Origin of the sequence: Bacillus mexicanus (genome assembly GCF_050445615.1) — a bacterium.
Taxonomy (GTDB): domain Bacteria; phylum Bacillota; class Bacilli; order Bacillales; family Bacillaceae; genus Bacillus; species Bacillus mexicanus.
Genome location: NZ_JBCEYV010000007.1, coordinates 1 through 13,595 on the forward strand (window position 1 = coordinate 1; position 13,595 = coordinate 13,595).

Sequence of the window (13,595 nt, forward strand, 5' to 3'; positions counted from 1 at the left end):
TGATCAGGTTGATAGGTCTGAGGTGGAAGTGTGGCGACACATGGAGCTGACAGATACTAATCGATCGAGGACTTAACCACATTTGAATGATGTTACATCTGTTATCTAGTTTTGAGAGAACATCTCTCTAGGCGGAAAAGCAAGGAAACTCCGCTAAGGGCTCTCACATCCTGTGAGAAACGCCCAGTACCTTCATCCTGAAGGCATTTGTTTGGTGGCGATAGCGAAGAGGTCACACCCGTTCCCATGCCGAACACGGAAGTTAAGCTCTTCAGCGCCGATGGTAGTCGGGGGTCTCCCCCTGTGAGAGTAGGACGCCGCCAAGCAAGGTAAAACCCAGCTCAATGAGCTGGGTTTTTTGTTTATCCAAAGTCGTTGAAATCAAATAAATACAAACACCGATAGCTTATATAGCCCATATACTGATTCCAAGTTTCGAAAAGATCTAAATAGTGTATACAATATCTGGTTTAAGGGAAGGCTAATTGTACGGAGGTGGGGATAATGGACGTAACTGTTAAACCTAATCATACATGTGTGATTTGTGATCAAGAGAAAAATAGAGGCATTCATCTTTATAAAAAATTCATATGCTTAGATTGTGAGAGAAAAGTAATTTCTACATCAACATCTGACCCTGACTATGCCTTTTATGTAAAAAAGCTAAAGAGCATTCATACACCGCCATTATATTCTTAGACCTGAAAAGGTCTTTTTTTATATGTTTTCATAAGGAATAGGGTAAGGAAAAGAAGATGAAACTTGTTTAGGAATTGAACGTAGGAGATAATAATATTAAAACTGAGTATATACACAGGAGTCGATTTTCTCATGCAGAAATTTCTTCACTATTTAATATGGAGTTTTACAAGCAGTTCGGCTTTTGTTTTTATAGGGGTATTGAGCTTTTTCGGTTTAAATCAGTCGTTTTTCATGTCTTTGGTTTATGGGCTTGCTTCAGGAGCAACGGTATATACAGCCGGCATTTGGAATACCAGACGGTTATTTCTTAAAAGGCATGCACTGACAGGAAGAGAATATGCTTACATTAAGAAAAATCTCGAGGAAGCAAGGCAGAAAATCATTCGTCTTCGGAAAGATTTGTTTCAGGCAAAAAGCATACAAATGTTCAAACAAAATGCAGAAATGCTGAGATTAATCAGAAGGATTTATATCCTCACCAAAAAAGAGCCAAAGCGTTTTTATCAGGCCGAGCGTTTTTTTTATCAAACTCTCGATTCGGTCGTTGAATTGTCAGAGAAGTATGCCTTTCTATCATCCCATCCGAAAAAAAGCAAAGAACTATCGATGTCGCTGAGTGAGGCTCGTATTACGCTTGCTGAATTAACTAAGCGTTTAGAGGAAGACTTAACTCAAGCTATGGGTAATGAAATTAATGAATTGAACTTTGAATTGGATGCAGTAAAGCATTCATTAAAGAAATAACGGAAGAGGGGACGAGCGATGAACCGAGATCAAAGCGATCTTCATATAGATGATTTATTGGCTGACCCTTTTGGTGATATAGAGATACCCAGGGCGGGGGCTGTAAAAGAAGAGAAGAAGCAAGTACGTCTTGTTGATGTTCTTCCTGAGGACAACAAGGAAAAAGCCATTCAGCTTGCTGGACAGATTGATCATAAAAGTATGCAAAGTATTGTTTTATATGGTTCGCAAGCTCAGTCTAAATTGTTAAATTTCTCTCATACGATGATTGATCATGTTCAAAAGAAGGATGTCGGTGAGATCGGCGAAATTCTTGGAGAGCTGATGAAAAAGCTTGATCAGATAAACCCCGATGAGCTGCATTCTAAGAAAAAGGGTTTTTTGGCACGCGTGTTTGGAAGAGTAGCGAATTCTCTTCAGGAGGTGCTGTCTAAATATCAGAAGACCAGTGTGCAGATAGACAGAATCAGCTTGAAGTTGGAGCATGCCAAAAATGCTTTAATCAGTGATAATAAGCTATTAGAGCAATTATATGAAAAAAACAAAGAGTATTTCGAAGCGCTGAATATTTATATTGCTGCAGGAGAACTGAAACTAGAGGAATTGAAAACAAAAACGATTCCTGAACTGAAGCAGCAGGCCGAATCAAGTGAACATAACCAAATGGCCGTTCAAGAAGTGAACGATCTGGTTCAATTTGCTGATCGTTTAGATAAAAGGGTGCACGATTTGCTGCTGAGCAGGCAAATTACCATTCAAAGCGCTCCGCAAATCAGGCTGATTCAGAATACAAACCAAGCATTAGCTGAAAAAATCCAGTCATCTATTGTGACAGCGATTCCCCTTTGGAAAAACCAAGTGGCGATTGCGCTAACGCTTTTAAGGCAACGCAATGCAGTGGATGCACAACAGAAAGTATCTGATACCACCAACGAGCTATTATTGAAAAATGCGGAGCTTTTGAAAACCAATACAATTGAGACAGTGCGGGCAAATGAACGAGGTCTCGTTGATATCGATACGTTAAAAAAGGTGCAGGAAAGCTTAATCAGCACGCTCGAAGAAACGCTGACCATACAAGAAGAAGGCCGAATCAAACGCCGTCAGGCAGAAGAAGAGCTTATGGCAATGGAAGGCGATCTGAAGCAGAAACTGCTCACCATAAAGGATAGTTACCAGTAAGTCTAGTTACCAGTAAGTCGCGCTTTAAGTTCTGTCAGATGCACGATATAATAAAGGTAAGAAGCCACATTCAAAGGATTGTTTTCATGAACACACCTTTATATAAAGCATTGATTCAACACGCGAAAAGAAATTCTCATTCATTTCATGTTCCGGGACATCACAATGGAGATGTCTTTTTTGATGACGCTAAGTCGATATTTGATCCACTTCTCACCATTGATGTTACTGAACTGGCAGGATTGGATGATCTCCATCATCCTTCAGGGGTGATTAAAGAAGCCCAAGAGCTTGTCAGTCAATTATATGGATCAGCGGAAAGTTTTTTTCTGGTGAATGGAACGACTGTAGGGAACTTAGCGATGATTTTATCTGTTTGTGAACAGGGTGAAACAATCCTGGTTCAAAGAAACTGTCATAAATCTGTATTTCATGCTGTTGATTTGGCTGGAGCAGAGCCGGTTTATCTCACACCTGACATTGATAAAGCGATGCACGTGCCTACGCATGTTCCGCTTGATACTATTAAAAAAGCCTTGGCAGCTTATCCAGATGCAAAAGGCTTAGTGCTGACCAATCCGACGTATTACGGACATAGTGCTGATTTGACTGAAATCATTTCAGAGGCTCATCATTATGGGATCCCTGTTTTGGTGGATGAAGCGCACGGGGCCCATTTTGTTTTAGGGAAGCCTTTTCCGGTCTCAGCTTTAGAAATGGGAGCAGATATTGTTGTTCAGTCGGCTCACAAAACGCTGCCTGCCATGACGATGGGCTCTTATTTGCATCTTAACAGCAGTTGCAGAATTGAACGGAATCTGGTGGCAGAGTATTTAAATCGATTACAGAGCAGCAGCCCGTCTTATCCTATTATGGCTTCCTTAGACATTGCCCGCGCTTATATACAGCATATTATAGAAGAACAAAAGCTTTCTGACATTCTGAGACGAATACAATCACTTAAACAAACGTTTGATTCACTTTTACATGTTGAAGCTGTAAAACCGGACGACCCGCGGATGATAATGGATCCGCTGAAACTCTGTATTCGATCAAAACGTGGACATTCTGGGTATACGCTGCAAAACATACTAGAGCGTGTCAACGTATTCACTGAGCTTGCTGATGAAAATCAAGTGCTGCTCGTTCTTCCGCTGGGAGGAAAACGTGGCATTAATATTGAAACGATAAAAAGCATTGATGAAGAGATTGAAAAAACACCTCCGGATCAGATGTTTACTTCTGCAGAATGGAGTGCGCAGCCTGTTACTGTCTTACCATTTCGAAAAAAGGTTTTACAAACGTTTAAGAAAGAATATGTGGACTTTGACGCAGCAGCAGGCCGGGTGAACGCAGAGGATATCATTCCTTATCCCCCGGGTATCCCGTTGATTATGGCGGGAGAAAGAATAACGGCAGAAAGTGTGCAAAAGCTCAGCCGCTTGATCAGCATGAAAACGCATGTTCAAGGGAATATGAAAATCAAACAGAAACAATTACTTGTTTATATAGAAGAGGAGAAATCATGAGCGGTTTATTTATTACATTCGAAGGCCCGGAAGGTGCGGGAAAAACGACTGTTCTCCAGGAAATCAAAAACATATTGGCAGCAGAGGGTCTTCAAGTTACGGCAACCCGAGAGCCAGGCGGTATAGATATTGCTGAACAAATTCGAAAGGTTATTCTGAATGAGAACAACACATTAATGGACCCAAAAACAGAAGCTCTCTTATATGCGGCTGCAAGGCGCCAGCATTTAGTCGAAAAAGTAAAACCAGCCTTAGAACAGGGGCAAGTTGTTCTTTGTGACAGATTCATAGACAGTTCGCTTGCATACCAAGGATACGCAAGAGGGCTTGGGATTGATGAGGTTTTGTCAATTAATGAGTTTGCCATCGGAGATTTGATGCCCCATGTAACGATTTATTTTTCAATTGATCCGGAAGAAGGGCTGAAACGTATTTACGCAAATGGCTCACGGGAAAAAAATAGGCTCGATTTAGAAAAATTAGACTTCCATTCAAAGGTACAGGAAGGGTATCAAGAGCTGATGAAGCGGTTCCCAAAAAGATTTCACTCGGTTGATGCCAGCCAATCCAAAGACATAGTTGTTCATAATGTCCTAAAAGTGGTCAATGAAGCGTTGAAAAAAATTCAATTGTGACCAGTTTCCCAATAATTGATATAATAATGTAAACGAGATCATTGTTGTTTCCAATCTAAAGGAGGCCTACACACATGAAATTGATAGTGGCAGTTGTACAAGATCAGGACAGCAACCGACTTTTGAAAACTTTAACAGATCATAACTTTAGAGTGACAAAGCTTGCGACGACGGGAGGATTTCTTAAATCAGGCAATACAACGTTTATGATTGGTGTCGAGGATATACGCGTTGATAAAGCATTGAGCCTTATTAAAGAAAACGGACAGAAACGGGATCAGATGATCGCCCCTGTATCTCCAATGGGCGGAAATGCCGATTCATATGTCCCTTATCCAGTCGAAGTTGAAGTTGGCGGAGCGACAGTATTTGTCCTTCCAGTCGATGAATTTCATCAATTTTAAGGATTTGAAACTGTGAAAATTAATAAAGATATACGTACATTTATAGATAATAAACAGCTTCCTGCTGTGAAAACGTCTGAGACCACAGCGTCGTTTAAATCGTCAATGGAACATCAAAGCAGTAAATTGAAATTTGATCAGCTTACAAGGCTGTTATCGGATATAGAAGCATTTGGAAAAAGACTGACAAAATCTCGGAATTTTAAGGACTTAGCGAGATTTAAAGGACTTGTGAAACGGTTTGTGAAGGAAGCTGTAGACAGCGGTCTTTCACATGAAACGTCGCAAACTTTTGACCTGTATGGAAACAGCAAAACATTGGGGCTTGTTAAAGAAATAGATGACAAATTGCTACAGCTTACCGAAGATATGATGGATCAGGAAAAACCGGCAATTAATTTGCTGGAGCGTATTGGCGAAATAAAAGGTTTATTGATTAACCTTTACACATAGAGAGTGATACAATGGCAATATCCTGGAAGGAAATGAATGAGCTTCAACCAAGAGTGATGAAGCTTCTATATAATAGTATTGAGAAGGACAGACTATCACACGCGTATTTGTTTGAGGGGAAAAAAGGGACAGGTAAGCTTGATGCCGCGCTGCTTCTTGCGAAAAGTTTTTTTTGCCTGGAGGAGGGCGCGGAGCCTTGTGAGCGCTGCCGAAATTGCAAACGGATAGAGTCGGGGAACCATCCTGATCTCCATCTTGTTCAGCCTGATGGTTTATCGATCAAAAAGGCGCAAATTCAAGCGTTGCAAGAGGAGTTTTCTAAGACAGGGCTAGAATCGCATAAAAAGCTGTATATTATTTCGCATGCAGATCAAATGACAGCAAATGCGGCGAACAGCCTGCTGAAATTTTTAGAAGAACCGAATAAAGATACAATGGCCATCCTCATCACAGAGCAGCCCCAAAGGTTATTGGACACCATCATTTCAAGATGCCAAACCCTTCCTTTCCAGCCGTTGCAGCCGAAAGCAATTGAAGACAGATTGATCGAACAGGACGTTTCGGCTCATATGGCAAGACTTCTGGCCAACATGACTAACAATGTATCAGAAGCAGTCGAATTAAGTCGAAATGATGAGTTTGCAGAGTCTAGAGCGAAAGTGATAAAATTATATGAAGTCCTACACCAGCGGAAAGGACATGCTTTTTTCTTTATTCAAGATCAATGGATGCCCTTTTTCAAAGAAAAAACCCATCAAGAAATGGGTCTTGATATGCTCTTATTGATATATCGCGATGTGTTGTCCATCCAAATAGGAAATGAAGATAAATTGATTTATCAAGACTTATTCCAATCAATAAAACAGCATGCGCTACAATCAACACAACAAAGCGTTACGAATCAGATACTTGCTGTTTTAGAAGCAAAGAAACGGCTTCATTCCAATGTGAATGTACAAGGATTAATGGAGCACTTGGTGTTAATGTTGCAGGAGGGATAAGCTTGTACAATGTAATTGGTGTCCGCTTTAAGAAAGCGGGTAAAATATATTATTTTGATCCGAATGGATTTCATATAGAACATGACAGCTGCGTAATTGTAGAAACTGTCAGAGGCGTTGAGTACGGTCAGGTCGTGATTGTAAATAAACAGGTGGATGAGCATGATGTTGTGCTGCCCCTTCGAAAAGTGATACGTGTGGCTGAAGAGCGCGATCTTCTCATCGTAGAAGAAAATAAACAGGAAGCTTTATCAGCGTTTGACGTCTGCCAAAAGAAAGTAGTTGAACATGGCTTGGATATGAAGCTGGTCGACGTTGAATTTACGTTTGACCGCAATAAAGTCATTTTTTACTTCACTGCTGACGGCCGAGTAGACTTTAGAGAGCTTGTAAAGGATTTGGCTTCTATCTTTAAAACAAGAATTGAACTGCGCCAAATCGGCGTAAGGGATGAAGCAAAAATGCTCGGAGGAATTGGTCCTTGCGGAAGAATGCTTTGCTGTTCAACGTTCCTTGGAGATTTTGAACCCGTTTCCATTAAAATGGCCAAGGATCAAAACTTGTCTTTAAATCCTACGAAGATTTCAGGTCTTTGCGGACGCTTGATGTGCTGTCTAAAATATGAGAACGATGAATATGAGACGGCAAAAGAACAGCTTCCGGACATTGGAGAAATGATTACGACAGCAAGCGGTCCTGCAAAAGTCGTTGGACTTAATATTCTGGAACGGGTGCTTCAGGTGGAACTGATAAACCGTGAAAAAGTGATAGAATATACTTGGGAAGAGCTCTTGGAAGAGGGCGTCGTATCCGCACAAACCACAGATTAACGAGGTGTGGAACCTTGGATAAAAAAGAGTTATTTGATACAGTCATTAACTTAGAAGAACAAATTGGCTCACTGTACCGGCAGCTGGGAGATTTGAAGCAGCATATCGGTGAGATGATTGAGGAAAATCATCATTTACAGCTTGAAAACAAACATTTGCGCAAACGGCTCGACAATACGACGGAGCAGATTGAAAAGTTCAAGGCCGATAAAAAAGAATCAAAAACACAGAAGACAGAGCAAACTGATATAGGAGAAGGGTATGATAATCTGGCACGCCTGTACCAAGAAGGATTTCATATCTGCAATGTCCACTATGGAAGTGTTCGAAAAGAAGATTGTCTTTTCTGTCTGTCCTTCTTAAATAAAAAATAAGGAAAAAGGCTTCCGCATACGACGGGAGCCTTTTTCAAAGGTGCTGAAAGGATAAGAAGATGGTTTCATTACGTGATGACGAAAGATTAGATTATTTGCTGGCAGAGGATATGAAAATCATACAAAGCCCAACGGTATTTGCTTTTTCGTTGGACGCTGTGCTTCTGTCCAAATTTGCATACGTTCCAATTCAAAAAGGAAAAATCGTTGATTTGTGCACTGGCAACGGCATTGTGCCGCTGCTGCTTACTACAAGATCAAAAGCAGATATTCTTGGAGTCGAAATTCAAGAAAGACTTCATGATATGGCTGTTCGCAGTGTTGAGTATAATGAACTGCAGGATCATATTCAGATCATACATGATGATCTGAAAAATATGCCAGAAAAGCTGGGACATAATCGATACGATGTTGTCACCTGCAATCCGCCCTATTTTAAAACGCCGAAACAAACTGAACAAAACATGAATGAACACCTCAGAATCGCAAGACATGAAATCCACTGCACATTGGAAGATGTCATTTCAGTCAGCAGCAAGTTGCTTAAGCAAGGAGGTAAGGCAGTTCTTGTTCACCGGCCGGGACGTCTTTTGGAGATTTTCGAACTGATGAAAGCACATCAAATTGAGCCAAAGCGTGTGCAATTCGTTTATCCGAAACAAGGGAAAGAAGCTAATACCATTCTGGTTGAAGGCATGAAAGGCGGACGTCCAGATTTGAAAGTTCTTCCCCCGCTGTTCGTTTATGACGAAAAAAATGAATATACAAAAGAGATCAGGACCATTTTATATGGAGACAAATAACCATTTTTTTTACGTCGTTCAATGTAAGGACAACAGCTGGTATGCCGGGTATACTAACGATTTGCAAAAACGGGTAAAAACACACAATGATGGAAAGGGCGCAAAGTATACTAAAGTAAGACGTCCGGTTGAATTAATTTTTGCTGAAGCTTTCACTACAAAACGAGAAGCCATGCAGGCAGAATATTATTTCAAGAAACTGACTCGAAAGAAAAAAGAGCTTTATATAGAAGAAAAGCGGAACAGCGAGGAGGCTGTATATGTTAAGGCGCCAAAAGAGTTTTAATGGAAAGTCGGACATGGGGATTCTTTATTTGGTCCCAACCCCAATCGGAAATTTAGAGGATATGACATTCCGGGCGATTGAAACGTTGAAATCAGTGGATTCGATTGCTGCGGAAGATACGAGACAAACGAAAAAACTTTGTCATGTATATGAAATTGACACACCGCTCGTTAGTTATCACGAACATAATAAAGAAAGCAGCGGGCACAAAATCATTGAATGGCTCAAATCGGGAAAAAACATCGCTCTTGTCAGTGATGCCGGCCTGCCGACGATTTCCGATCCTGGGGCAGAAATTGTGAAAGACTTTACAGCGATAGGCGGTTATGTTGTTCCGCTGCCGGGAGCCAATGCCGCATTAACAGCTTTGATCGCTTCAGGGCTTGTACCACAGCCCTTCTTCTTTTACGGTTTTCTCAACAGACAGAAAAAAGAAAAGAAGAAGGAACTTGAAGATCTTAAAAAACGGAAGGAAACCATCATTTTTTATGAAGCGCCACACAGATTAAAGGAAACTTTGTCAGTGATGGCAGAGATATTAGGAGATCGGGAAATTGCTGTTACACGTGAACTGACTAAGAAATATGAAGAATTCATCAGAGGCACGATATCCGAGGTCATTGAATGGGCAAACGAGGATCAGATACGCGGTGAGTTTTGCCTCGTTGTAGAAGGCAGTAAAAATGAAGAATCAGATGAAGAAGCACAATGGTGGGAAACACTCACTGCGAAAGAACATGTCGAGCTTTACATCTCGAAAGGCGCTACTTCTAAAGAAGCCATAAAAAAAGCAGCTGTCGATCGCAATGTTCCAAAACGTGAAGTGTACGATGCTTACCATATTCAGCAATAAAAAAAACGTTCTTGTGTCATAACAAGAACGTTTTTTGTGCATGAAATGATTATTTATTGTTTTGAAGCTGGCTTTGGATTTCGTTGATGATTAGCTCAGCGCCTTCTTTACTAAGAACCAATTTGCCGCCTGCAAGTTTAAGGTTATCATCAGAAACCTCACCAGTTACTTGGCAAGTCATGTTTGGTTTATATTTTTTAAGGATGATTTTTTCATCATCAACATAAATTTCAAGAGCATCTTTCTCTGCGATTCCAAGAGTACGACGCAATTCGATAGGAATAACTACACGTCCTAATTCATCAACTTTACGTACAATACCAGTAGATTTCATAAACTTTCTCCTCCCGAGAGATAATTATTTGTTTGAATTATATTTTTCTTCGTCATTATTCGACAAAATCCTTACCTTCCTAGCATAACAAGGTTTCCAATAATCGTCAATCCTTTTGTTTACTATTGATTGTAAGAATTAGTTCTTATAGTCAGTAAAGCCTTAGAAACTACTGAGATAACAGCATTTTATAAATAAACAATAAAGCTATTATCCTATTAAAAATCCTTTTAAATCAAGACTTTCGAACTAAGGTTTTTAATTTTATTTGATTATATACGACAAAATTCGACATGAACAGACTTTTTTTACTTTCATTAAATATTTTTAATTTGTTTATTCTTTTGCAGGGTATACGTATATATTCTTGATCTTAAAGGCTAAGATGGTATCATAGATAAAGGATAAATATAAATAATATTCATATATGATTTGCACTTATCGCCGCTCTCGTCCTTTGGGCGGGAGCTTTTTGACATTCTGATTGGGAGGTTTCAAGATGCCGCAAGAAAACAATACGTTTTATATTACAACACCGATTTATTATCCGAGCGGAAAATTACATATCGGCCATGCATACACGACAGTCGCGGGAGATGCAATGGCACGCTACAAAAGATTAAAAGGGTACGATGTTCGCTACTTAACAGGAACGGACGAGCATGGACAAAAGATCCAGCAAAAAGCTGAACAGGAAAACATTACACCTCAGGCGTATGTGGATCGTGCAGCCGCAGATATTCAGAAGCTATGGAAACAGCTTGAAATCTCAAACGATGACTTTATCCGTACGACAGAAAAGCGACATAAAGTTGTGATTGAAAAGGTGTTCCAAAAACTTCTTGATAACGGGGACATCTATCTTGATGAGTATGAAGGCTGGTACAGTATCCCGGATGAAACATTCTACACGGAAACGCAGCTGGTTGATATCGAGCGGAATGAAAAGGGAGAGGTCATCGGCGGAAAAAGCCCTGACAGCGGTCACCCGGTTGAATTGATAAAAGAGGAATCTTATTTCTTCCGCATGGGGAAATACGCAGATCGTCTTCTGAAATACTATGAAGAGAACCCGACATTCATCCAGCCGGAATCACGCAAAAACGAAATGATTAATAACTTTATCAAGCCTGGACTTGAAGATTTGGCTGTATCACGCACCACGTTTGATTGGGGTGTAAAGGTGCCGGAAAACCCAAAGCATGTTGTATATGTTTGGATTGACGCGCTATTTAACTATTTAACAGCACTCGGTTATGATACAGAAAATGATAAGCTTTATCAAAAATATTGGCCTGCCGATGTTCATTTAGTCGGTAAGGAGATTGTGCGTTTCCATACCATCTACTGGCCGATTATGCTGATGGCGCTGGATCTTCCGCTGCCGAAGCAAGTATTTGCACATGGCTGGCTTTTGATGAAAGACGGAAAAATGTCGAAATCAAAAGGAAACGTTGTAGATCCTGTTACTTTAATTGAACGTTACGGTTTAGACGCGCTTCGTTATTACCTGCTCCGCGAAGTGCCGTTCGGATCTGATGGGGTATTCACGCCTGAAGGGTTTGTTGAGCGGGTTAACTATGATTTGGCTAATGATTTAGGAAACCTATTGAATCGTACGGTTGCGATGATCAATAAGTATTTTGACGGACAAATCAGTTCTTACAAAGGTTCTGTAACTGAATTTGACCAGCCACTCACTTCAGTCGCTGAAGAAACCGTGAAGGCTTACGAGAAAGCGATGGAAAACATGGAATTTTCGGTAGCTCTTTCGACATTGTGGCAGCTGATCAGCCGCACAAATAAATATATTGACGAGACAGCTCCATGGGTGCTTGCCAAAAATCCGGAAAAAGAAGAAGAGCTGCGTTCCGTTATGTACCACCTTGCTGAATCATTGCGTATTTCAGCTGTGCTTCTTCAGCCGTTCTTAACAAAGACACCAGAAAAAATGTTCGAGCAGCTGGGCATTACTGATGAAGCGCTAAAAGCATGGGAGAGTATTACAGCTTTCGGCCAGCTGAAAGATACTAACGTACAAAAAGGTGAGCCGCTATTCCCTCGCTTAGAAGCAGAAGAAGAAATTGCTTACATCAAAGGCAAGATGCAGGGTTCAGTACCGGCTAAAGAAGAAACAAAAGAAGCAGAGCCGCAAGAGGTTGATCGTTTGCCTGAAATTATGATTGATCAGTTCATGGATGTAGAACTTCGGGTGGCGGAAGTCATTAAAGCAGAGCCTGTAAAAAAAGCGGACCGCTTATTGAAGCTGCAGCTGGATCTTGGTTTTGAAAAACGCCAAGTCGTATCCGGTATTGCGAAGCATTACACGCCTGAAGAGCTTGTTGGGAAAAAACTCGTTTGTGTAACAAATTTAAAACCGGTTAAACTGAGAGGCGAGCTTTCTCAAGGAATGATTCTTGCCGGGGAAGCAGACGGTGTATTACAAGTCGTGTCTATCGATCAGTCATTACCAAAAGGAACAAGAATTAAATAATAACAGACAAAAGGTGTTTCACGTGTAACAATTCGTCGAACACCTTTTGTGTTTCGACAAGAAGGGAGTTTTTCACATATGTTATTTGACACACACGCGCATTTAAATGCAGAACAATATGATACTGATTTAGAAGAGGTGATTGAACGGGCAAAAGCTGAAAAGGTAGAGCGAATTGTCGTAGTTGGATTTGACCGTCCAACCATTACCCGTGCGATGGAAATGATTGAGGAATATGAATTTATTTATGCAGCCATTGGCTGGCATCCTGTTGATGCAATTGATATGACAGAGGAAGATTTAGCGTGGATTAAAGAGCTTTCTGCCCATGAAAAAGTGGTAGCAATAGGTGAAATGGGATTGGATTATCATTGGGATAAATCTCCTAAAGATATTCAAAAAGAGGTGTTTAGAAAACAAATCGCCGTAGCAAAAGAGGTCAATCTTCCTATTATTATTCACAATCGTGATGCAACAGAGGATGTTATGACAATTTTAAAAGAGGAAGGCGCAGAAGCTGTGGGCGGAATTATGCACTGCTTTACAGGAAGTGCGGAAGTGGCAAGAGAATGCATGAAAATGAATTTTTATTTATCATTTGGCGGACCGGTGACATTCAAAAATGCGAAGAAGCCGAAGGAAGTTGTAAAGGAAATCCCGAATGACCGTTTGCTGATTGAAACGGACTGCCCGTTTCTCACACCTCATCCTTATCGCGGGAAAAGAAATGAACCAAGCTATGTGAAATATGTGGCAGAGCAAATCGCTGAATTAAAAGAAATGACTTTTGAAGAGATTGCATCAATCACAACCGAAAATGCAAAAAGACTTTTCCGTATAAACTGACAAAAAATGCTGGCGGGTTTTGTAAGAGCTTGTCCCTTATAGCGTTTTTCTTTAAAAGTTCTACATGCTTTCTTCTCCTCATAGGATAGGTTTGTCGACAAGTCTTTCTTCCGTTTCCCAGTGTA

Annotated in this window: 16 protein-coding genes and 1 rRNA gene; 16 read left to right on the forward strand and 1 reads right to left on the reverse strand. The window is 40.6% G+C overall.

Features of this window, described 5'->3' with window-relative positions:
• The first annotated feature begins 210 nt into the window (after nucleotides 1–210).
• The 14 genes from rrf (at nucleotide 211) to rsmI (ending at nucleotide 9,796) form a co-directional block, all read left to right on the forward strand.
• Nucleotides 211–326 (forward strand): 5S ribosomal RNA (gene rrf, locus AAGG74_RS22930).
• A 178-nt stretch (nucleotides 327–504) separates the two neighbouring features.
• The gene (gene csfB, locus AAGG74_RS22935) at nucleotides 505–699 is read left to right on the forward strand and encodes an anti-sigma-G factor (RefSeq protein WP_162103279.1); all 195 of its coding nucleotides are present in this window, start codon (nucleotides 505–507) and stop codon (nucleotides 697–699) included.
• Between the two features lie 132 nt (nucleotides 700–831).
• Entirely contained in the window at nucleotides 832–1,446 is a 615-nt protein-coding gene (locus AAGG74_RS22940) for a 5-bromo-4-chloroindolyl phosphate hydrolysis family protein (protein ID WP_429677336.1), read from the forward strand.
• A gap of 18 nt (nucleotides 1,447–1,464) precedes the next feature.
• On the forward strand, nucleotides 1,465–2,628 hold the full coding sequence (locus AAGG74_RS22945) for a toxic anion resistance protein (protein ID WP_162103281.1): 1,164 nt from the start codon (nucleotides 1,465–1,467) through the stop codon (nucleotides 2,626–2,628).
• An 86-nt stretch (nucleotides 2,629–2,714) separates the two neighbouring features.
• Nucleotides 2,715–4,157, forward strand: a complete 1,443-nt coding sequence (locus tag AAGG74_RS22950; RefSeq protein ID WP_429677338.1) for an aminotransferase class I/II-fold pyridoxal phosphate-dependent enzyme — start codon at nucleotides 2,715–2,717, stop codon at nucleotides 4,155–4,157.
• The gene (gene tmk, locus AAGG74_RS22955; protein WP_162103283.1) at nucleotides 4,154–4,792 is read left to right on the forward strand and encodes a dTMP kinase; all 639 of its coding nucleotides are present in this window, start codon (nucleotides 4,154–4,156) and stop codon (nucleotides 4,790–4,792) included. Before AAGG74_RS22950 ends, tmk begins: the two co-directional genes overlap by 4 nt.
• Nucleotides 4,793–4,866: 74 nt before the next feature.
• Nucleotides 4,867–5,196, forward strand: a complete 330-nt coding sequence (gene darA, locus AAGG74_RS22960; protein ID WP_003218295.1) for a cyclic di-AMP receptor DarA — start codon at nucleotides 4,867–4,869, stop codon at nucleotides 5,194–5,196.
• A gap of 12 nt (nucleotides 5,197–5,208) precedes the next feature.
• Nucleotides 5,209–5,649, forward strand: coding sequence for a YaaR family protein (locus tag AAGG74_RS22965; protein WP_162103284.1), 441 nt, complete (start codon nucleotides 5,209–5,211; stop codon nucleotides 5,647–5,649).
• Between the two features lie 11 nt (nucleotides 5,650–5,660).
• Nucleotides 5,661–6,650 carry a DNA polymerase III subunit delta' gene (holB, locus tag AAGG74_RS22970; RefSeq protein ID WP_429677340.1) on the forward strand — a complete coding sequence of 330 codons (990 nt, stop codon included), beginning with the start codon at nucleotides 5,661–5,663 and terminating at the stop codon, nucleotides 6,648–6,650.
• A gap of 2 nt (nucleotides 6,651–6,652) precedes the next feature.
• The gene (ricT, locus tag AAGG74_RS22975; RefSeq protein ID WP_429677341.1) at nucleotides 6,653–7,480 is read left to right on the forward strand and encodes a competence/sporulation regulator complex protein RicT; all 828 of its coding nucleotides are present in this window, start codon (nucleotides 6,653–6,655) and stop codon (nucleotides 7,478–7,480) included.
• 14 nt (nucleotides 7,481–7,494) lie between these two features.
• On the forward strand, nucleotides 7,495–7,854 hold the full coding sequence (yabA, locus tag AAGG74_RS22980; RefSeq protein WP_162103287.1) for a replication initiation-control protein YabA: 360 nt from the start codon (nucleotides 7,495–7,497) through the stop codon (nucleotides 7,852–7,854).
• Nucleotides 7,855–7,913: 59 nt separating this feature from the next.
• Nucleotides 7,914–8,657: a tRNA1(Val) (adenine(37)-N6)-methyltransferase gene (locus tag AAGG74_RS22985; protein ID WP_429677342.1), complete on the forward strand. Its 744-nt coding sequence runs from the start codon at nucleotides 7,914–7,916 to the stop codon at nucleotides 8,655–8,657.
• Entirely contained in the window at nucleotides 8,644–8,943 is a 300-nt protein-coding gene (locus AAGG74_RS22990) for a GIY-YIG nuclease family protein (RefSeq protein ID WP_162103289.1), read from the forward strand. Before AAGG74_RS22985 ends, AAGG74_RS22990 begins: the two co-directional genes overlap by 14 nt.
• A complete protein-coding gene (gene rsmI / locus AAGG74_RS22995; RefSeq protein WP_162103290.1) occupies nucleotides 8,918–9,796 on the forward strand; it encodes a 16S rRNA (cytidine(1402)-2'-O)-methyltransferase in 879 nt (292 codons plus the stop codon). The genes AAGG74_RS22990 and rsmI overlap by 26 nt, the downstream gene beginning before the upstream one ends.
• 49 nt (nucleotides 9,797–9,845) lie before the next feature.
• On the opposite strand, the gene abrB is transcribed toward rsmI, so the two are convergent.
• Nucleotides 9,846–10,130, reverse strand: a complete 285-nt coding sequence (gene abrB / locus AAGG74_RS23000; RefSeq protein ID WP_162103291.1) for a transition state genes transcriptional regulator AbrB — start codon at nucleotides 10,128–10,130, stop codon at nucleotides 9,846–9,848.
• 499 nt (nucleotides 10,131–10,629) lie between these two features.
• Between abrB and metG the strand changes: the two genes are divergently transcribed.
• Nucleotides 10,630–12,624, forward strand: a complete 1,995-nt coding sequence (metG, locus tag AAGG74_RS23005; protein ID WP_429677345.1) for a methionine--tRNA ligase — start codon at nucleotides 10,630–10,632, stop codon at nucleotides 12,622–12,624.
• 78 nt (nucleotides 12,625–12,702) lie between these two features.
• Nucleotides 12,703–13,470, forward strand: a complete 768-nt coding sequence (locus AAGG74_RS23010; protein ID WP_429677346.1) for a TatD family hydrolase — start codon at nucleotides 12,703–12,705, stop codon at nucleotides 13,468–13,470.
• Nucleotides 13,471–13,595: the final 125 nt, after the last annotated feature.